We start from the raw sequence: 19,734 nt of genomic DNA, 5'->3' as shown, positions 1-19,734 counted from the left end.
GAGTTTAATAATTTATGTTTATAGTAGGTAGTATAATTTCAAAATTAATTTTCTATTATTCAATTGCGCTTATCATTTATATTTTGATGTCGTGGGTTCCAGCAGCTTATGAGTCTAAATTCGGACAAATTTTAGGTAAAATTTGCGAGCCGTATTTAGAGTTATTTAGACGTTTTATTCCACCGCTAGGTATGATTGATATTTCGCCAATCGTCGCGTTATTTGTATTGAATTTGGCAAATCAAGGAGTAATAAGTTTGTTTAATGGATTTTTACTCTAGTTTTTAGTCAATGTCACTCTTCCCCACAATATGAATGTGGGGTTTTTTTATTAAGAAAGGAGGGGTATTATGGAAGAGATATTTCAGCATTTCCGACCAGAAGAGCGTGAATTTATTGATCAAGTTAGTGGCTGGCGTATGGAAGTAGAAAATCGATATGCGCCAAAGTTAACGGACTTTCTAGATCCGCGTCAACGTTTTATAGCACAGTCAATTATTGGACATCAAGGCGATATTGAAATGGCGAATTTTGGTGCATTTGATGAAGCTGAGCGCAGAAGGATTCTTATATACCCGTCCTATTTTGTACCAGTAGAAGAGGATTATCAAATCACGGTATTCCATCTGCGCTATCCTACTAAGTTTGTTCAGCTTGAGCATCCAGATGTTTTAGGGGCGTTACTATCACTTGGTTTAGGAAGAGAGAAATTTGGGGATATAAGATTAGACAACTCTACAGCCCAATTCGCTATTGCTTCAGAAATAGAAGATTATGTCCGAGCTAATCTCACTTCAATTGGTAAGGTAAAAGTATATGTAGAAGAGCTAAATTCAACTGAAATGTTACTATCAAATGAAGAAGTTTGGACGGATGAAATGATGACAGTAAGTTCGATGCGTTTAGATACAGTTATCGCTTCTGTATTTAATATATCTCGTCAGAAATCAGCAGCACTTATTAATAGTGGAAAAGTGAAGGTTAACTTTACTATCCGTGAAAATATTTCTTTTGAGTTGCATGAACTCGATTTACTATCGATTCGAGGTTTCGGGAGATTTATGATAAGAGCTATTGAAGGAAGAACAAAAAAAGATAAAATTCGCATTAATATAGGTCGTATGGAAAGAAAAACATAACAATTTCATTAAATTTGTTGTTTTTTCGATGTACTTACCATTAATGACCTGTATAATAGTTTACAATATATATTATGCTATAAGGGAGAGTGTAGAAAATGCCGTTATCGCCTGTTGATATACATAATAAAGAGTTTACTCGTGGTTTCAGAGGTTACAATGAAGATGAAGTCAATGAGTTTTTAATGCAAATCATAAAAGACTATGAAGTTGTTTTAAAAGAGAAAAAAGAGCTAGAAAGCAAATTACTAACTTCGAATGAGCAAATTGGTCACTATAATTCAATTGAATCAACACTTCAAAAATCAATTGTCATTGCACAAGAAGCTGCTGAAGAAGTGCGACGTAATTCTACTAAAGAAGCAAAATTGATCGTTAAAGAAGCTGAGAAGAATGCTGATCGTATTGTTAACGAAGCTCTATCAAAAGCACGTCGTATTGCACTAGAAATTGAAGAGTTGAAAAAACAATCTAAAGTATTCCGTAATCGCTTCAAAATGATTGTTGAAGCCCAATTAGATTTGATTGAATCCGATGATTGGGATCATTTATTGGAGTATGAAATTGATTCAACAGAATTAGAGCGCTTAGATACACCTGTAGAGTAAACGATACTTGACTGAATGCTTTCTGTTTTCTATAATGTCAACATATCAAAGAAAAAGTTATGATGGAGACAGTATTTTTTGAGTGATGTAAAAGCGATCTGAGGACGGTGTAAGCTCAGACTATACATTCAAGGAAGAAAATCACTCTGGAACTAGATTACTGAACAAAAACAGTAAGTAATCTCGGCTCACACCACGTTAAGGTGTCTAAGAGGCGTATTAAATTATTATACGCAATTAGGGTGGTACCGCGAGATAATTCCTCCTCGTCCCTTTTTTGGGATGGGGAGTTTTTTATTTGCTTAAAAAAGAGGAGGATTTTATATGGAATACAAAGATACGTTATTAATGCCGAAAACAGATTTCCCGATGCGTGGAAATTTACCGGCTAATGAACCGAAAATTCAAGAAAAATGGGAAGAAATGGACATCAACGCGTTGGTGTTAGAGCGTACAAAAGATCGCCCAGCATTCATCTTACATGATGGCCCTCCATACGCAAATGGCGATCTTCATATGGGACATGCATTAAACAAAGTATTAAAAGATATGGTTAATCGTCACCGTTCAATGACTGGTTACTTCGTTCCTTATGTACCAGGTTGGGATACGCATGGTCTACCAATCGAGCAAGCACTAACTAACAAAGGTGTAAAACGCAAAGAAATGACTACTGCGGAATTCCGTAAACTTTGTGAAGAGTATGCTTACGAGCAAGTTGATCGTCAACGAACTCAATTTAAACGTATCGGTGTTCGTGGTGACTGGGATAATCCATATATCACATTACAACCTAAATTCGAAGCGCGTCAAATTAAAGTCTTTGGTGAAATGGCTAAAAAAGGTTATATCTATAAAGGTTTAAAACCAGTTTACTGGTCTCCATCAAGTGAATCAGCATTAGCTGAAGCAGAAATTGAATACCAAGATATCAAATCACCATCTATCTATGTTGCATTTGCTGTAAAAGACGGTAAAGGTGTAGTTAATACTGATGAAAACTTTATCATCTGGACAACAACGCCATGGACAATTCCTGCTAACTTAGGTATTTCCGTGAATCCAGAATTCACATATGCGGTAGTAAAAGTGGCTGATAAGAAATTTATCATAGCTAAAGGTTTACTTGAAAAAGTAGCAGAAACTTTAGAATGGGAAAACTACGAAATTGATCGTGAAATTGCTGGACAAGATTTAGAATACGTTGTAGCAGCTCATCCTTTATATGGCCGTGATGCATTGATTATGTGTGGTGACCACGTTACACTTGACGCAGGTACTGGTTGCGTTCATACAGCCCCTGGACATGGTGAAGACGACTTTAACATCGGTAAAAAATACGATATCGGTATTTTAAGCCCAGTTAATAACCGTGGTGTATTAACTGAAGAGGCTCCTGGTTTTGAAGGATTGTTCTATAATGATGCCAATAAAGAAATTACAAAAGCATTAGAAGAAAAAGGAGCGTTACTAAAGCTTTCATTCTTCTCACACTCATATCCACATGACTGGCGTACCAAAAAACCAGTTATTTATCGTGCAACTGCACAGTGGTTTGCTTCAATTGAAGCATTCCGTCCAGAATTGTTACAAGCAATTCGTGATACAAACTTTACACCTTCTTGGGGTGAAACACGTCTATTCAATATGATTCGTGATCGCGGGGACTGGTGTATTTCTCGTCAACGTGCTTGGGGTGTTCCAATTCCAGTGTTTTATGCTGAGAATGATGAACCAATCATTACTGAAGAAACAATCGAACACGTTGCAAATCTATTTAAAGAACACGGTTCAAACATTTGGTTCGAACGTGAAGCAAAAGATTTATTACCAGCAGGCTTCACTCATCCAGGTAGTCCAAATGGCGAATTTACTAAAGAAACCGACATTATGGATGTTTGGTTTGACTCAGGTTCTACACACCAAGGTGTATTAGATGAACGCCCAGAATTACGCTACCCTGCAGATCTTTATTTAGAAGGCTCTGACCAATACCGTGGATGGTTCAACTCTTCACTTATTACAAGTGTTGCTATACATGGGCATGCGCCGTATAAAGGTTTACTTTCTCACGGTTTCGTATTAGATGGCGAAGGGCGCAAAATGAGTAAATCTATTGGGAATATTATCGCTCCTATCAAAGTAATGAACCAATATGGTGGCGATATTCTACGTTTATGGGTAGCATCAGTAGACTACACAGCTGACGTTCGTATTTCGATGGACATCATGAAGCAAGTTTCTGAAGTCTACCGTAAAATCCGTAATACGCTTCGTTTCCTACATGGTAATGTGAGCGACTTCAATCCTAAAACAGATCGCGTAGCATATGCAGATCTTCGTGAAGTGGATCGCTATATGTACATGAAATTACAAGATGTGATTAAAGCGGTACGCACACATTATGATAACTATGAATTTGCAAGCGTATATCACACAATCAACAACTTCGTAGCAACTGAGTTAAGCTCATTCTACTTAGATATTGCAAAAGACGTTGTGTATATCGAAGGTCAAGATAATGCAGACCGTCGTGCAATGCAATCGGTTATGTATGATACATTACAAGCATTATTAAAATTATTAACTCCAATCATTCCACATACAACAGATGAAATGTGGTCGTATTTAGATAACACAGAGGCAGTAAGCGTTCAATTAACTGATATGCCAGAAGCTGTTGAACAAGAAGATTTTGAAGCATTACGCACGAAATGGGCTCAAATCATCACTGTTCGTAATGCAATTTTAAAAGCTTTAGAAGAAGCGCGTAACGCGAAAATAATCGGTAAATCATTAGAAGCAAAAGTGACAGTCTTTGCAGATGAAGCAACTACATCTTTACTTGCAGATCAAGATATTAATTTTGCTCAATTGAATATCGTTTCAGAATTCGTGGTAGGCGGCGAAACTACACAAGCTCCGGCAGAAGCAGTAGTAGTAGATAACGTAGCTGTTCTTGTAGAAAAAGCTACAGGTGAAAAATGTGAACGTTGCTGGTCAATTTCTGAAACAGTTGGTCAAAGTGAATCACACCCAACATTATGTGCACACTGTGCGGATGTTGTAGAAAAATACTATCCTGAAGCATAATTGAAAAAATGAGCAGTCGATAACTAATCGGACTGCTCATTTTTATATGAAAAATGTACATTCAAAGATATCAGAAACAATATAAAAATATATTTTTGTTTAAGAGACTGCCTTTTTCAACGATTATTCATAGAAAGGGGCTTTTTTGTTGCAAAAAGAAGTATTTTATGAGTAGTTTTTTTCATTCATAGCTCTGTTATGTTAAAATGGTTAAGATATAGAGTAAACGGAGGATATTGCGGTGTATAAATATTATGGGCTAGCAGCTTTTGTAGTAATTATCGATCAACTAACAAAATGGAGTATCGTTAAAAACATGCAACTTGGTGAAAGTATTATGCTATGGGATCCTTATTTTGGACTTCTTTCGCATCGTAATCGCGGAGCAGCATGGGGAATGTTGCAGGGACAATTTTGGTTATTTGCAATTGTTACGGTAGCTGTAATAATCGGTATTCTTTATTATTTTCATAAAGAAGCAAAAGGAAAGCCATTATTTCAAGTGAGCCTTATGTTCTTATTAGGTGGAGCGATTGGTAATTTTATTGATCGTGTATTTCGCGGTGAAGTAGTGGATTTTGTAAATGTACTAATCCCAGTTATTAATTATGATTTCCCGATTTTTAATATTGCAGATGCAGCGCTAACAATTGGTGTTGTGATGTTAATTATTTATATGCTCTTTGAAGAGAAACTCAATCAGAAAAAGGTGAAACAATGACAGCAGTAAGTTATACAGTAATGCAAGAATTGAATGGTGAGCGTATTGATAAAGCATTTGCAGCAATGCAACAAGACTGGTCTCGTTCTCAAATTCAAACTTGGTTAAAAGATGGAATCGTTATGGTAAATGATGAGCCTGTTAAAACAAAATATAAAGTCAAAGAAGGGGACGTTATTTCAGTAACCCCACCAGAAACAGAACCACTTGAAATCGTTGCAGAAGATTTAAATTTAGAAATCGTCTATGAAGATAGCGACGTTATTGTAGTTAACAAGCCAAAAGGCATGGTTGTACACCCAGCACCAGGTCATGCAACTGGTACTCTTGTAAATGGTCTAATGTATCATTGCCAAGATTTATCAGGCATTAATGGTGTAGCGCGTCCTGGAATCGTACATCGTATTGATAAAGATACTTCTGGTTTATTAATGGTTGCCAAAAATGATAAAGCACATGAATCATTAGTACAGCAACTTGTAGATAAGACAGTAACTCGTCGTTATACGGCGCTTGTTCACGGTCATATTCCGCACGATAAAGGAACAATTGATGCTCCGATAGGTCGTGATTCACGCGATCGTCAAAAAATGGGTGTTGTTGATAATGGAAAGCATGCGATTACGCATTTTACTGTAATCGACCGTTTAGGAGTGGATTACACTCTTGTACAATGTAGACTAGAAACAGGACGTACACATCAAATCCGTGTCCATATGAACTATATTGGTTATCCATTAGCCGGTGATCCAAAATACGGGCCGAGAAAAACACTCGACTTTGGTGGACAAGTTCTACACGCCGGTGTATTAGGCTTTATTCATCCTTCAACTGGTGAATATTTAGAATTTGAGGCGCCATTACCAGCTGATTATGAAGAGTTATTAAAAGAATTGAAAAGTAACTATTGACATTTTAAGTCCTAGCGTAATATACTTGTCGTAGTGAAAAACAAAATATTCACCTTTAAAGACAGTCCAGAGAGGCTGAGAAGGTATGCGTGAAATGTGGAAAATCCTTGTGATGCAAGTTTTTTTCGACATATCTTAAGTACACCTATATCCTCTTGGGCTCATTGCTCAAGAGGTTTTTTTATGCCCATAACGAAAGGAGGAAAAATAATGACAATGAAGGCAGTATTACTTGATGAACCAGCTATGAATCGAGCATTGACTCGAATCGCTCATGAAATTATTGAACGTAATGAAGGAATTGATGAGTGCATTTTAGTCGGTATTAAAACGAGAGGCGCTTATTTAGCAAGAAGGTTAGCGCAAAAAATCAATAGAATTGAAGGTAAGGAAATCCGTACCGGAGAACTTGATATCACACTATATCGTGATGATTTATCAACAAAAACAGACAACGAAGAGCCACTAGTACAGCAAGTTGATATTACGGACAACGTATCAGAGCAAAAAATCATTCTTGTAGATGATGTACTATACACAGGACGAACAGTAAGATCAGCGATGGATGCGGTCATGGACTTAGGAAGACCTTCTCAAATCCAGCTAGCCGTATTAGTCGATCGTGGTCATAGAGAACTACCTATTCGTGCTGATTATGTAGGGAAGAACATTCCGACATCAGGAAATGAAAGAATCGTAGTTAACATGGTTGAAGTTGATGCTACGGATTGCGTCACAATTCACGAATAAGCAAGGTAAAGAATGTGAGGATAAAAGGATATGGCAAACACAGTATTAGATATAGATGAAAAACCAAAAGCACTCCAACTTATTACCCTTAGTGCTCAACATATGTTTGCGATGTTCGGCTCAACAATATTAGTACCTAAACTTACTGGCTTGAGCCCAGCGATGGCTCTTTTAACAAGCGGTATCGCAACACTGATATTCTTATTAGTAACAAGATTTCAAGTCCCAGCTTACTTAGGATCTTCATTCGCTTTTATCACACCAATTATCTTTGTTTCTCACTCGGGTGGTGTTGGAAGTGCGATGATTGGATCAATGTTCGTCGGTTTAACTTACGGCTTAGTCTCACTACTCATTTGGAAAACGGGTTATAAATGGATTATGAAATTACTACCGCCAATCGTTGTAGCGCCGGTTATTATGGTTATCGGTCTTGGACTTGCAACAGTCGCAGTTGATATGGCGATGAATATTTCAGATGGTAATGGTGGGAAGATATATAGTTTCCCAGACTTCTCTGCAGCACTAGTTACGTTAGCTGCAGCCATTATTTGTACAATCTTCTTCAAAAATATCATTAGCACAATGCCAATTTTAATTGGTTTAGTTGTAGGATATATATACTCAGCAGCAATCGGTATTGTTGACTATACTGCAATTGGACAAGCGAAATGGTTCGCACTTCCTGACTTTTTAATACCAGGAATAGATTATGAATTCAAGGTGACAAGCACATTGCTTCTAGCGATGGTACCAATCGTGATTGTCACAATTTCAGAACATATTGGCCACCAATTAGTATTGGGTAAAGTTGTGAATCGAAACTACATTAAAGAGCCAGGTTTACATCGTTCACTATTAGGTGATGGTTTAGGAACACTAATGAGCGCTTTCATCGGTGGACCACCGAAAACAACTTACGGTGAAAATATCGGTGTCCTAGTATTAACAAGAGTATATAGTGTATATGTTATCGGTGGCGCAGCAATTTTAGCGATAGTGATGGCATTCTTTTCAAAAGCGATGGCAGTTATCGAAACAATTCCAACTTCAGTGTTGGGCGGTGTGTCTATTCTATTATTCGGAATCATCGCATCTAGTGGTCTACGAATGCTAGTTGAAAATAAAGTTGACTTCGATGATAAACGTAATCTAGTCATTGCATCAGTTATCCTGATCTTTGGAATCGGTGGCGCAACGTTGAAAATACCGCAAGTTTCTGACACATTTGCAATTGAAGGTATGGCCTTAGCAGCCATCGTCGGTGTCATTTTAAACTTAGTACTACCAGGTCGCGATAAAGACGTCGCTGATTTGGATGAATAACATATAAATACTGTACCTTTTAACAGATTGCCCAGAGAGGCAAAGAAGGGTTATATAGATTCGAAAGCAAGTGCAAAAGCGCTATGCTTATCCTGTCATATCCTTCCTCAGCCTCCCTACTAATCTAGGGAGGCTTTATTTATAAACTAGGAGGCTCATGATGAAAAACTTACTGTCAATGGATGAAGTATCAAAAGAAGAAATTATGCTGATATTAAAACGCGCTGCGGAATTTGAATCAGGTGCGAAACCACAACTAGAGAAAGAATACTTTATCGCAAACCTATTTTTTGAGCCAAGTACAAGAACAAAAACATCATTTGAATCAGCTGAAAGAAAAATAGGTGCTACAGTGATTCCATTCGATGCAGGATTCTCAAGCGTGCTAAAGGGTGAAACATTGTACGACACAGTAAAAACGATTCAACAAAGTGGTATCGATGCAGTCGTTATTCGTCATAAACAAGATGCATACTACGAAGAGCTTTTAGAAGGTTTGGACGTATCAATTATCAATGCAGGTGATGGTGCCGGGCAGCATCCTTCTCAATCTTTACTAGATTTATACACAATATTCAAAGAGTTCGGGAAATTTGAAGGGGTCAATGTTACAATTGCAGGTGATGTTTCTCATAGTCGTGTTGCAAAATCAGATGCAACAGCACTTACTACTTTAGGAGCAAACGTCAACTTTGTTTGTCCACCAGAGTGGCAAGGTGAGTATGAGGCGCATCAAGATTGGGATCAACTAATCGAAAAGAGTGATGTCATTATGCTACTTCGTGTACAACATGAACGTGAAGCAGCATATGATGGATTCACAGTTGAATCTTACAGAGAAAGATATGGCTTAACTGAGGAACGTGAAAAAATGATGAAAGATAAAGCAATTATCATGCATCCGGCACCGATTAACCGTGGTGTAGAAATTGATTCATCATTAGTAGAATGTGAGCGTTCAAGAATCTTCTCTCAAATGCGAAACGGACTATTCATCCGCATGGCAATATTAGAACATATTTTAAAGGGGCGAGGCTAATATGACAAAATTACTGAAAAATGTTCAAATGTTAAATGAACAAGGCAAGTTTCAATCAACAGACATCCTGATAGATGGTGGAAACATTAAAGAAATCGGTGCTTCAATCTCGGCTGAGGCTACTGAAGTAATCGACGGTAAAGGTCTTGTAGTAGCCCCAGGATTTGTAGATGTACATACTCATCTTCGTGAGCCAGGTTTCGAACATAAAGAAACGATTGCAACTGGTACAGCTTCTGCAGCTAAAGGTGGCTTCACAACAATTTGTGCAATGCCTAACACTAAGCCAGTACCAGATTCAATTGAAAATCTTGACTACATAAATAGTTTGATTGAAGATAGTGCAGTCATTCGCGTTTTACCTTATGGGTCTTTAACAGTCGCACAATCTGGCGACAAACGCACAAACTTAACAGATTTAAAAGCACATGGTGCAGTTGCATTCTCTGATGATGGTGTTGGTGTACAAGAAGCAGCAACTATGTTTGAGCAAATGAAAGATGCAGCGAAAATTGGCATGACGGTCGTTGCGCACTGCGAAGATAATTCATTGATTTACGATGGCGTGATGCACGAAGGCACTCGCAATCATGAGCTAGGTTTACCGGGGATACCATCTGTTTGTGAATCAGTGCAAATCGCCCGTGACGTTTTACTAGCTGAAGCAGCAGGTGCACATTACCATGTATGTCACGTATCAACAAAAGAATCGGTACGCGTAGTACGTGATGCAAAAGCAGCCGGCATTAAAGTTACTGCAGAGGTTTGTCCGCACCACCTTCTATTAGAAGAAATGGACATTCCATCAGATGATGCAAACTGGAAAATGAATCCACCTTTACGTGCGAATGATGACTTACAAGCATTACATGAAGCATTACTTGATGGCACCATTGACTGTATCGCAACAGACCACGCACCACACACAGTTGAAGAAAAATGCTGTGGTATGGTAGGTGCACCATTCGGCATTGTCGGTTTTGAAACAGCGTTCCCACTACTGTATACAAAATTTGTTGAAACAGGTAAATGGACATTAAAACAATTAATCGATTGGATGGCTGCAAAACCAGCTGAGTTATTCAACTTACCATATGGCAAAATCGAAGTTGGGGTATCGGCAGATTTGATCTTACTTGATCTAAATAAAGAACAAACAATTGATGCTGAAGGTTTCGTATCAAAAGGTAGAAACACACCATTCAATGGATGGACAGCAAAAGGCTGGCCAGTTATGACAATCTTTGAAGGTAACATCGTATGGGAGGAAGCACAATGACAAACAGAAAGTTAATTTTAGAAAATGGTATCGTATTTGAAGGACAAGCCTTCGGTAGTGACTTAGCATCAGACGGAGAAGTTGTATTTACAACAGGAATGACAGGCTATCAAGAAACATTGTCTGACCCATCATTTGCAGGACAAATTGTGACAATGACATATCCATTAATCGGTAACTATGGTATTAATCGTGACGATTTTGAAACAATTGACCCTGCAATAAAAGGATTCGTTGTACGCGAATTAGCACAAACACCATCAAATTTCCGTTGTGACACAACATTAGATGAATTCTTCAAAATGAAAAAAATCCCTGGTATTGAAGGGATTGATACAAGAAAGTTAACTCGTTTGATTCGCGAAATGGGTTCGATTAAAGCTACTTTAACAGCAGCAGGAGAAGAAGTAGTTGTTGAAGAGGTTGTAGCAAAATTAAAATCAACTACATTCCCAACAAACCAAGTAGAGCAAGTTTCTACCAAAACACCATATCCAAGCCCGGGTCGAGGTAAAAAAGTTGTATTAATGGACTTCGGTATGAAGCATGGTATTTTGCGCGAGTTAAACAAACGTGACTGTGACGTCGTTGTAGTACCATACAATATGCCAGCAGAAGAAATTTTAGCTTTATATCCAGACGGTATAATGTTATCAAATGGACCTGGAGATCCAAAAGATGTGCCAGTAGCAATTGAAACAATTAAAAATCTAATCGGAAAAGTGCCAATGTTCGGTATTTGCTTAGGACATCAACTTTTCGCACTAGCTTGTGGCGCAGATTCATTCAAACTTAAATTTGGGCACCGTGGTGCTAATCATCCAGTAAAAGAACTAAAAACTGGACGTACTGAACTAACTTCTCAAAACCATGGCTATGCAATCGACCCAGCTTCACTAGAAGGAACTAGTTTAGAAGTTACTCACCTTGCATTAAATGACGGAACAATCGAAGGTTTAAAACATAAAAAATACCCAGTATTCACAGTACAATATCACCCAGAAGCATCACCAGGACCAGAAGATTCAAACCACTTATTTGATGAATTTATCGAGTTAATGAATGTAGATACTAGAAAGGAGCAACACCATGCCTAAACGTCAAGATATCAAAACCATTTTAGTAATCGGCTCAGGCCCAATCGTAATCGGACAAGCTGCAGAATTCGACTATGCCGGAACACAAGCATGTCTATCATTAAAAGAAGAGGGCTACCGCGTCATTTTAATTAACTCAAACCCAGCAACAATTATGACGGATACTCAAATTGCAGATAAAGTGTACATCGAACCAATTACATTGGAGTTTGTATCACGTATAATCCGTAAAGAACGCCCAGATGCAGTCCTACCAACTTTAGGTGGTCAAACGGGTTTAAACATGGCTATTGAATTACATGAATCAGGTATTTTAGATGAACTAAACATTGAAATCCTTGGTACAAAACTTGATGCCATCAATAAAGCAGAGGACCGAGATTTGTTCCGTAACTTAATGTATGAATTAGGGGTTCCTGTACCAGAATCAGACATTATTCACAACTTAGAAGAAGCACATGCTTTTGTTGGAAAAATTGGTTATCCAGTTATCGTTCGTCCTGCATTCACGCTTGGCGGAACTGGCGGTGGTATTTGTTATAACGATCAAGATTTAAACGAAATCGTGACATCTGGTCTAAAATATAGCCCGGTAACACAATGTTTACTAGAAAAATCAATCGCAGGTTTCAAAGAAATAGAATATGAAGTAATGCGTGACTCTATAGACAATGCAATCGTAGTTTGTAACATGGAAAATGTGGATCCAGTTGGGATTCATACAGGAGATTCAATTGTAGTTGCACCATCTCAAACTTTATCAGACCGTGAGTATCACATGCTACGTAATGTATCGCTTAAAATCATTCGTGCACTTAAAATCGAAGGTGGTTGTAACGTTCAACTTGCCCTTGATCCACACAGCTTCAACTACTACATTATTGAAGTGAATCCACGTGTATCACGTTCATCAGCACTTGCTTCAAAAGCAACTGGTTACCCAATTGCGAAGCTTGCAGCGAAAATCGCAGTCGGTTTAACATTAGATGAAATGATGAACCCTGTTACGGGCAAAACTTATGCTTGCTTCGAACCAGCACTAGACTATGTTGTGGCGAAAATTCCACGCTGGCCTTTCGATAAATTCGAAAATGCAAAACGTAACTTAGGTACTCAAATGAAAGCAACTGGTGAAGTAATGGCAATCGGCCGTAATTTCGAGGAAGCTATGCTAAAAGCAGTTCGTTCACTTGAAACTGGCCATAAACATATTGAAATGAAAAATCCTGAAGAGCTGTCAGATCAATGGATTGAAAAACGTATCCGTAAAGCAGGAGATGAGCGTCTATTCTTCCTGGGAGAAGCGTTGCGTCGAGGTGTGACTATCGAAACAATCCATGAATGGAGCCAAATCGATCTATTCTTCTTAAATAAATTTAAAAACATTGTTGATTATGAAACTGTATTAAAAGATAATCCGCATGACAAAGCCGTATTGCGCCAAGCGAAACGTATTGGTTTTGCAGATGAAACCGTTGCGAAACTTTGGAATACAACAGAGTCAGCGATTTATGACTTCCGTAAAGAAAATGGCATCGTACCAGTTTACAAAATGGTAGATACATGTGCTGCTGAATTTGAATCAGAAACACCATACTTCTACGGTACATACGAAGATGAAAATGAATCAATCAAGTCAGATCGTGAATCTGTAATCGTGCTTGGATCAGGTCCAATTCGTATCGGACAAGGGGTAGAATTTGACTACGCAACAGTACACTCTGTTTGGGCGATTAAAGAAGCAGGGTACGAGGCAATCATTATTAACTCAAACCCAGAAACAGTTTCAACTGACTTCTCAATCTCTGATAAGCTTTACTTCGAGCCATTAACAATCGAAGATGTTATGCACATCATTGATCTTGAACAACCAAAAGGTGTTGTCGTACAATTTGGTGGCCAAACAGCTATTAACCTAGCAGATAAATTGGAAGCAAGAGGCGTGAAAATTTTAGGAACATCACTAGATGCAATTGACCGTGCTGAATCACGCGACCGTTTCGAGGAAGCACTACACGAAATCGGTATCCCACAACCGATGGGGAAAACGGCTACTTCTGCAGAAGAAGCGATTGTTATTGCTAAGAGAATCGGATTCCCAGTTTTAGTGAGACCATCATATGTACTAGGTGGACGCGCAATGGAAATCGTTTATAACGAAGAAGAACTACAGTATTACATGGAGCATGCGGTTGAAGCTAGCCCAGAGCACCCAGTATTAGTTGATAGATACTTAACTGGTACAGAAATTGAAGTAGATGCGATTTGTGACGGCGAAAACGTCTTGATCCCAGGTATTATGGAGCATATCGAACGTGCAGGTGTTCACTCAGGTGACTCGATTGCAGTATATCCACCTCAACAACTGTCTCAAAAACATATTGATACATTAACAGACTATACAACTCGTTTAGCCAAAGGTTTGGAAATCAAAGGTTTAATGAACATCCAGTATGTAATTTCTGATGACGAAGTATATGTTATCGAAGTAAACCCACGTGCATCACGCACAGTACCGTTCTTAAGTAAAATTACGAACTTACCGATGGCGAATATTGCAACAAAAGCGATACTGGGTCAATCAATTGTGGAACAAGGTTACCAAACTGGTTTGGCACCGATTCAAAAAGGTGTTTACGTGAAAGTACCAGTATTCAGCTTTGCTAAATTGCGTCGGGTTGACATTACATTAGGACCTGAAATGAAATCAACAGGTGAAGTAATGGGGAAAGATAGTACACTAGAAAAAGCGCTATATAAAGGTCTAGTAGCAGCTGGAATGGATATTAAGGATCACGGTTCAGTCTTAATGACAGTAGCGGACAAAGATAAAGACGAAGCAATTGCTTTAGCTAGACGCTTTACGAATATCGGCTATAGTATTTTAGCAACACCAGGTACTGCAAAAGCAATTGAAGAAGCAGGTATAAAAGCGAGTGTTGTTGATAAAATCGGATCAAATGGTCCTACTTTACTAGACGTTATCCAAAATGGCGGTGCTCAATTAATCGTCAATACACTAACAAAAGGAAAACAACCTGCACGTGACGGTTTCCGTATCCGCCGTGAATCAGTAGAAAATGGGGTTCCATGCTTAACATCTCTTGATACTGCAGAGGCGATGCTTCGAGTAATCGAATCTATGACCTTTACAGCTGAAGAAATGCCTAAGCAGGAGGTGCGAGGATGATTCACCAAGAACGTATGCAAGTTGTACGCCAACAGCAAATTGCTGAGGATATTTTTGAGCTGACTTTAACAGGTCAGCTTGTCCTAGATATGAAACAACCGGGTCAATTCGTCCATGTACGTGTAACGGATACATTTGAACCTTTACTAAGAAGACCGATTAGCATCGCATCAATTGATCATGAACTATTGCAGTTCACAATGATTTACCGAGCAGAAGGTCGTGGTACTACAATCTTATCGGCAAAACGACCAGGTGAAGAAGTGGATGTACTTGGCCCGCTAGGACACGGTTTCCCTGTAGAAGAAGTAGAACCAGGGCAAACAGCACTATTAGTTGGTGGTGGTATTGGAGTTCCTCCTTTGTATCAGCTATCAAAAGAATTGCATGCAAAGGGAGTACGTACGATTCACGTATTAGGATTCCAATCTGAAAACAACGTCTTTTACGAAAAGGAATTTTCTAATTTAGACGACACATACATCGTAACAGTAGATGGTAGTCAAGGAACAAAAGGATTTGTCACAGACTTATTAAAAGAAACAGCACCTAAATTTGATGTTTTTTATAGCTGTGGACCAACTCCGATGCTAGGGGCATTAGAGCAAACTTATCCTGATAAAAAAGGATTCCTTTCCTTTGAAGAACGTATGGGCTGCGGCATCGGAGCTTGCTATGCTTGCGTATGTAATACAACAGATGCAACAGAAAAAGAATACTTGAAGATCTGTTCTGACGGTCCAGTCTTCCCAAGAGGAGTTGTGAAGCTATGAATAGATTACAAGTCGAATTACCAGGCTTATCATTAAAAAATCCAATTATCCCAGCTTCGGGCTGCTTCGGATTTGGACAAGAATATGCACAGCTTTATGATCTATCAAAGCTAGGTGCAATAATGATAAAAGCTACAACATTAGAAACACGCTCAGGTAACCCAACGCCACGTGTTGCTGAAACAGCGGCGGGTATGTTAAATGCCATTGGCTTACAAAATCCAGGTTTAGAGCATGTTTTATCACATGAACTTCCATGGTTAGAAAAATATGATGTGCCGATTATTGCTAATGTGGCTGGAACAGAAACTGCCGATTATGTAGCAGTAGCAGAGGCTATTTCAAAAGCACCAAATGTACATGCATTAGAGTTGAATATTTCATGTCCAAATGTTAAATGTGGTGGTATTCAATTCGGTACAGATCCGAAATCAGCAAGTGACTTAACGGCAGCAGTAAAAGCGGTATCAGATGTACCTGTATATGTAAAATTATCACCAAATGTAACGAATATTTCTGAAATCGCAAAAGCTGTAGAAGCAGGCGGAGCAGACGGTATTACGATGATTAATACATTAATCGGTATGCGTTTGCATCCGAGAACAGGAAAACCGATTATTGCTAACGGTACTGGAGGGTTATCAGGTCCAGCTGTTAAACCGGTAGCAATTCGTATGGTCCATGAAGTAAGCAGAAACGTTAATATTCCGATCATTGGAATGGGAGGAGTTGCAACTGCAGAGGATGTTATCGACTTCCTATCTGTAGGGGCAAGTGCTGTAGCAGTAGGTACTGCAAACTTTGTGGATCCATTCGTCTGCCCAAATATTATAGAAGCATTACCACAAAAGCTAGATGAATTAGGTTATAACAAATTAACAGATGTAATTGGAAGGAGCCACCGCTAAATGAATAATAAGCCTATTATCGCGTTAGATTTTCCAGATGAACAGAAAGTAATGACATTTCTTTCTCAGTTCAATGAGCCACTATTTGTGAAGGTGGGTCTTGAGCTTTATTTACAAGCAGGGCCAGACATTATACGCAAAATTAAAGCACAAGGTCACGACATTTTTTTAGATTTAAAACTGCATGATATTCCAAATACGGTGAAATCAGCGATGAAGGGCTTAGCAAAACTTGGTGTGGACCTAGTCAATGTCCATGCTGCAGGCGGTTCAAATATGATGGCGGCTGCTCTTGAAGGATTAAAAGAGGGAACTGAGGAAGGTAATAAGCGACCAGTTTTAATTGCAGTAACTCAGTTAACCTCGACGACTGAAGAGGAAATGCAAAACGAGCAACAAATCAATTTATCTTTAGATCAATCAGTAATGCATTATGCCAAACTTGCACAATCAGCTGGTTTAGATGGTGTTGTCTGCTCTGTACTTGAAGCAAAAGCAATCAGCGAAGTATGTGGAGAAAGCTTCCTAAAAGTAACACCAGGTATACGTATGGTTGGTGGTGTTGCACATGATCAAAAACGCGTTGCTACACCTGATTTTGCACGCGAAGAAGGCTCGACGCAAATCGTTGTAGGTCGTGCTATTACACAAGCAGAAAATCCAGTTGAAGCGTACCATGCTGTACAGCAATTATGGGGAGGACAACAATAATGACAATTCAAAAAGAAGTAGCACAAGGTATGTTAGAAGTAGGAGCAGTAGAGCTAAGTCCGAATGATCCATTTACTTGGGCATCAGGTATTAAATCACCAATCTACTGTGATACACGTTTAACAATTTCTTTTCCAAAAGTACGTACAACAATCGCAAACGGCCTTGCAGCGCTTATTAAAGAAAATTTCCCGGAAACAGATGTAGTAGCTGGTACAGCAACAGCGGGAATACCACATGCAGCATGGGTAAGCGACATTTTAGACTTACCTATGGTATATGTACGTTCAAAACCAAAAGACCATGGTCGTGGTAACCAAACAGAAGGAAAGCTTTCTGAAGGTCAAAAAGTAGTTGTAGTAGAAGATATTATTTCGACAGGTGGTTCTAGCATTACAGCAGTAGAAGCACTTCGTCGTGAAGGCGCTGAAGTACTTGGTGTCGTTTCAGTATATTCATATAAATTACCACGTGCTGAACAGGCTTTTGCGGAAGTGGGTGTTCCTTACTATTGCCTATCAAACTTTGAAGCATTAGTTGAAGCAGCAAAAGAATCAGGTGCTATTAATGAATCAGACATTCCAGGTTTACTACAATGGCATGCTGATTTAAAAGCCGGGAACTTAAAATAATAATACAAATATAGGTGCTTTTAAACTAGCAAGAGAAAAGAAATTATCTCTTGCTAGTTTTTTTATTGTGCAAAATGCTACTTTATAAAGAATCATTTTAAATGAAGAAAATAATTGTATATATGTTGCTTAATTATGGAAATTGTTTTAAAATCAATTAAACCAATAAGTTAACTAGGGATATTAAGTGGATTTCTTTACTTGAGAAACTGAAGGAAATGGCCCACTGAAGTTTCAGCAACACCTAATTTTTAGGAAGGAGCTAACTTCAACATGATTGCGTGCAATTATGAGAGATAAGAGTTGAATTAGCCCCCCTCAACTCTCTTTCTAGAAGATGTAGAAAGAGAGTTTTTTAATAGAAGTCGTTTATTCCATAATTGGTAAATAACAAAGAGAGAGGTTATAAAGATGGTACAAAGAATTGATGGGAAACAAGGTAAATTTGTATTGGATGCTGCAACACAAGTTGGAAGTGTCATTTTAAAAGTAAAAGATTTGGAACGTCAAATTGCATTTTACGAAAATGTAGTTGGTCTTGTCGTTTTAGAAAAAAGTACACAACATGCTAAATTTGGTGGTAAAGGCAGTAACAACGTTATTTTTGAATTAGAAAAAACCGCGGAAAAATTACAACCCGCTAAAAGTACGGGTTTATTCCATACAGCTTTTTTATTACCAAGTAGAGAAGCGTTTGCAACGAAATTTTTCGAAATTCTACGTAATAAGGAAACGATAGATAGTCCGATAGAGCAATCTTCACGTTTCCCGCACTTTGAACGCTATATTCCAATTGCTAGGTTAGATAGTGCGAGTGATCACGGTTATAGTGAGGCGTTTTATATATATGATATTGAAGGAAATGGTATAGAAATATATGCGGATCGTCATCGTGAAGATTGGGATAAGTATCCTGGTGGAAGTAATCCTCTTAATTTCAAAGAGTTAGCTCCATTAGCTGATTTTGAAACAGATGGGAAATTACCAGCTGAAACAATAATTGGTCATGTTCATTTGCGAATAGCAAATATAGAGGAATCCGTAGATTTCTATATAAATAAATTAGGTTTTGAAAAACAGATGATTATTGATACAGCATTTTTTATTTCAGTAGGGGGCTATCATCACCATCTTGCGGGAAATGTATGGTCGGGTGAAGGACTTCAAAAGGCAGCTGAAAATGAATCAGGATTGAAAGAAGTACGTTTTAAATTACCAACAACAGAAAGTTATGAGACAGCAAAAAATTATATTAAACAACAAATACAAATTCAAGATTTAGGGGATGAGTTTGTTGTAGAAGATCCAAGTGGAAATCGTATGGTTTTTGAAATTGCATAAAACAAAAAATCGAATCGTTATAAAAGGTAACAAAATGAAATTTAGTTGTTGTATTTTTTAACATCACTACTAAAATTATTGAAGTATGATTAGACTTAGTAGAAAATTTATCGCATGCCCAAATGCTTGTAGCAAAGTCCTACCTTTATATAGAAAGTTATTTATAATGATCCAAATATAAGTAAAAACAACGATTGAAAAAGCTAAATTAGATAA

The 19,734-nt window shown here is 38.2% G+C and carries 17 protein-coding genes, 1 riboswitch and 1 other annotated feature; all 17 genes read left to right on the top strand.

Features of this window, described 5'->3' with window-relative positions; all coding sequences use genetic code 11:
- Window positions 1-14 precede the first annotated feature (14 nt).
- The 17 genes from BK137_RS03065 (at window position 15) to BK137_RS02985 (ending at window position 19,518) form a co-directional block, all read left to right on the top strand.
- Window positions 15-281, top strand: coding sequence for a YggT family protein (locus BK137_RS03065; protein ID WP_038183886.1), 267 nt, complete (start codon window positions 15-17; stop codon window positions 279-281).
- 69 nt (window positions 282-350) lie between these two features.
- Window positions 351-1,139 (top strand): YlmH family RNA-binding protein, encoded by a 789-nt coding sequence (locus BK137_RS03060; protein ID WP_038183889.1) that lies wholly within the window; start codon window positions 351-353, stop codon window positions 1,137-1,139.
- Window positions 1,140-1,237: 98 nt separating this feature from the next.
- A complete protein-coding gene (locus tag BK137_RS03055; protein WP_038183899.1) occupies window positions 1,238-1,747 on the top strand; it encodes a DivIVA domain-containing protein in 510 nt (169 codons plus the stop codon).
- Window positions 1,748-1,797: 50 nt separating this feature from the next.
- Window positions 1,798-2,024, top strand: a binding site (T-box leader).
- A gap of 47 nt (window positions 2,025-2,071) precedes the next feature.
- Entirely contained in the window at window positions 2,072-4,840 is a 2,769-nt protein-coding gene (ileS, locus tag BK137_RS03050; protein ID WP_038183901.1) for an isoleucine--tRNA ligase, read from the top strand.
- Between the two features lie 241 nt (window positions 4,841-5,081).
- Window positions 5,082-5,561 (top strand): signal peptidase II, encoded by a 480-nt coding sequence (lspA, locus tag BK137_RS03045; RefSeq protein WP_038183904.1) that lies wholly within the window; start codon window positions 5,082-5,084, stop codon window positions 5,559-5,561.
- A complete protein-coding gene (locus BK137_RS03040) occupies window positions 5,558-6,472 on the top strand; it encodes an RluA family pseudouridine synthase (RefSeq protein ID WP_038183906.1) in 915 nt (304 codons plus the stop codon). Before lspA ends, BK137_RS03040 begins: the two co-directional genes overlap by 4 nt.
- Before the next feature lie 210 nt (window positions 6,473-6,682).
- Entirely contained in the window at window positions 6,683-7,222 is a 540-nt protein-coding gene (pyrR, locus tag BK137_RS03035) for a bifunctional pyr operon transcriptional regulator/uracil phosphoribosyltransferase PyrR (RefSeq protein WP_038183909.1), read from the top strand.
- A gap of 30 nt (window positions 7,223-7,252) precedes the next feature.
- On the top strand, window positions 7,253-8,548 hold the full coding sequence (locus BK137_RS03030) for a uracil-xanthine permease family protein (protein WP_038183911.1): 1,296 nt from the start codon (window positions 7,253-7,255) through the stop codon (window positions 8,546-8,548).
- A 160-nt stretch (window positions 8,549-8,708) separates the two neighbouring features.
- On the top strand, window positions 8,709-9,587 hold the full coding sequence (locus tag BK137_RS03025) for an aspartate carbamoyltransferase catalytic subunit (RefSeq protein WP_038183914.1): 879 nt from the start codon (window positions 8,709-8,711) through the stop codon (window positions 9,585-9,587).
- 1 nt (window position 9,588) lies between these two features.
- Window positions 9,589-10,866: a dihydroorotase gene (locus BK137_RS03020; RefSeq protein ID WP_038183918.1), complete on the top strand. Its 1,278-nt coding sequence runs from the start codon at window positions 9,589-9,591 to the stop codon at window positions 10,864-10,866.
- Window positions 10,863-11,963 (top strand): carbamoyl phosphate synthase small subunit, encoded by a 1,101-nt coding sequence (locus tag BK137_RS03015; RefSeq protein ID WP_038183921.1) that lies wholly within the window; start codon window positions 10,863-10,865, stop codon window positions 11,961-11,963. The genes BK137_RS03020 and BK137_RS03015 overlap by 4 nt, the downstream gene beginning before the upstream one ends.
- Window positions 11,956-15,153 carry a carbamoyl-phosphate synthase large subunit gene (carB, locus tag BK137_RS03010; RefSeq protein ID WP_038183924.1) on the top strand — a complete coding sequence of 1,066 codons (3,198 nt, stop codon included), beginning with the start codon at window positions 11,956-11,958 and terminating at the stop codon, window positions 15,151-15,153. Before BK137_RS03015 ends, carB begins: the two co-directional genes overlap by 8 nt.
- Window positions 15,150-15,926, top strand: coding sequence for a dihydroorotate dehydrogenase electron transfer subunit (locus tag BK137_RS03005; protein ID WP_038183927.1), 777 nt, complete (start codon window positions 15,150-15,152; stop codon window positions 15,924-15,926). The genes carB and BK137_RS03005 overlap by 4 nt, the downstream gene beginning before the upstream one ends.
- Window positions 15,923-16,834, top strand: a complete 912-nt coding sequence (locus BK137_RS03000; RefSeq protein ID WP_038183930.1) for a dihydroorotate dehydrogenase — start codon at window positions 15,923-15,925, stop codon at window positions 16,832-16,834. The genes BK137_RS03005 and BK137_RS03000 overlap by 4 nt, the downstream gene beginning before the upstream one ends.
- On the top strand, window positions 16,835-17,545 hold the full coding sequence (pyrF, locus tag BK137_RS02995) for an orotidine-5'-phosphate decarboxylase (RefSeq protein WP_038183933.1): 711 nt from the start codon (window positions 16,835-16,837) through the stop codon (window positions 17,543-17,545).
- A complete protein-coding gene (gene pyrE / locus BK137_RS02990) occupies window positions 17,545-18,177 on the top strand; it encodes an orotate phosphoribosyltransferase (protein WP_038183935.1) in 633 nt (210 codons plus the stop codon). The genes pyrF and pyrE overlap by 1 nt, the downstream gene beginning before the upstream one ends.
- Window positions 18,178-18,370: 193 nt before the next feature.
- Window positions 18,371-18,480, top strand: a riboswitch (SAM riboswitch).
- A gap of 108 nt (window positions 18,481-18,588) precedes the next feature.
- On the top strand, window positions 18,589-19,518 hold the full coding sequence (locus tag BK137_RS02985) for a VOC family protein (RefSeq protein WP_051448682.1): 930 nt from the start codon (window positions 18,589-18,591) through the stop codon (window positions 19,516-19,518).
- Window positions 19,519-19,734 lie beyond the last annotated feature (216 nt).

Source organism: Viridibacillus arenosi (assembly GCF_001955655.1).
GTDB classification, from domain to species: Bacteria; Bacillota; Bacilli; order Bacillales_A; family Planococcaceae; genus Viridibacillus; species Viridibacillus arenosi.
Note: the sequence above shows the minus strand (reverse complement) of the source record. Positions and strands in the feature narration are given on the sequence as shown.

What these genes read in the sequence shown, in the direction of transcription:
- pyrR (WP_038183909.1), top strand. Translation starts at nt 6,683, where the DNA reads ATGACAATGAAGGCAGTATTACTTGATGAACCAGCTATGAATCGAGCA.
- BK137_RS03040 (WP_038183906.1), top strand. Translation starts at nt 5,558, where the DNA reads ATGACAGCAGTAAGTTATACAGTAATGCAAGAATTGAATGGTGAGCGT.
- BK137_RS03000 (WP_038183930.1), top strand. Translation starts at nt 15,923, where the DNA reads ATGAATAGATTACAAGTCGAATTACCAGGCTTATCATTAAAAAATCCA.
- BK137_RS03005 (WP_038183927.1), top strand. Translation starts at nt 15,150, where the DNA reads ATGATTCACCAAGAACGTATGCAAGTTGTACGCCAACAGCAAATTGCT.
- BK137_RS03055 (WP_038183899.1), top strand. Translation starts at nt 1,238, where the DNA reads ATGCCGTTATCGCCTGTTGATATACATAATAAAGAGTTTACTCGTGGT.
- BK137_RS03020 (WP_038183918.1), top strand. Translation starts at nt 9,589, where the DNA reads ATGACAAAATTACTGAAAAATGTTCAAATGTTAAATGAACAAGGCAAG.
- BK137_RS03025 (WP_038183914.1), top strand. Translation starts at nt 8,709, where the DNA reads ATGAAAAACTTACTGTCAATGGATGAAGTATCAAAAGAAGAAATTATG.
- BK137_RS02985 (WP_051448682.1), top strand. Translation starts at nt 18,589, where the DNA reads ATGGTACAAAGAATTGATGGGAAACAAGGTAAATTTGTATTGGATGCT.
- pyrF (WP_038183933.1), top strand. Translation starts at nt 16,835, where the DNA reads ATGAATAATAAGCCTATTATCGCGTTAGATTTTCCAGATGAACAGAAA.
- ileS (WP_038183901.1), top strand. Translation starts at nt 2,072, where the DNA reads ATGGAATACAAAGATACGTTATTAATGCCGAAAACAGATTTCCCGATG.
- carB (WP_038183924.1), top strand. Translation starts at nt 11,956, where the DNA reads ATGCCTAAACGTCAAGATATCAAAACCATTTTAGTAATCGGCTCAGGC.
- BK137_RS03065 (WP_038183886.1), top strand. Translation starts at nt 15, where the DNA reads ATGTTTATAGTAGGTAGTATAATTTCAAAATTAATTTTCTATTATTCA.
- BK137_RS03015 (WP_038183921.1), top strand. Translation starts at nt 10,863, where the DNA reads ATGACAAACAGAAAGTTAATTTTAGAAAATGGTATCGTATTTGAAGGA.
- pyrE (WP_038183935.1), top strand. Translation starts at nt 17,545, where the DNA reads ATGACAATTCAAAAAGAAGTAGCACAAGGTATGTTAGAAGTAGGAGCA.
- BK137_RS03060 (WP_038183889.1), top strand. Translation starts at nt 351, where the DNA reads ATGGAAGAGATATTTCAGCATTTCCGACCAGAAGAGCGTGAATTTATT.
- BK137_RS03030 (WP_038183911.1), top strand. Translation starts at nt 7,253, where the DNA reads ATGGCAAACACAGTATTAGATATAGATGAAAAACCAAAAGCACTCCAA.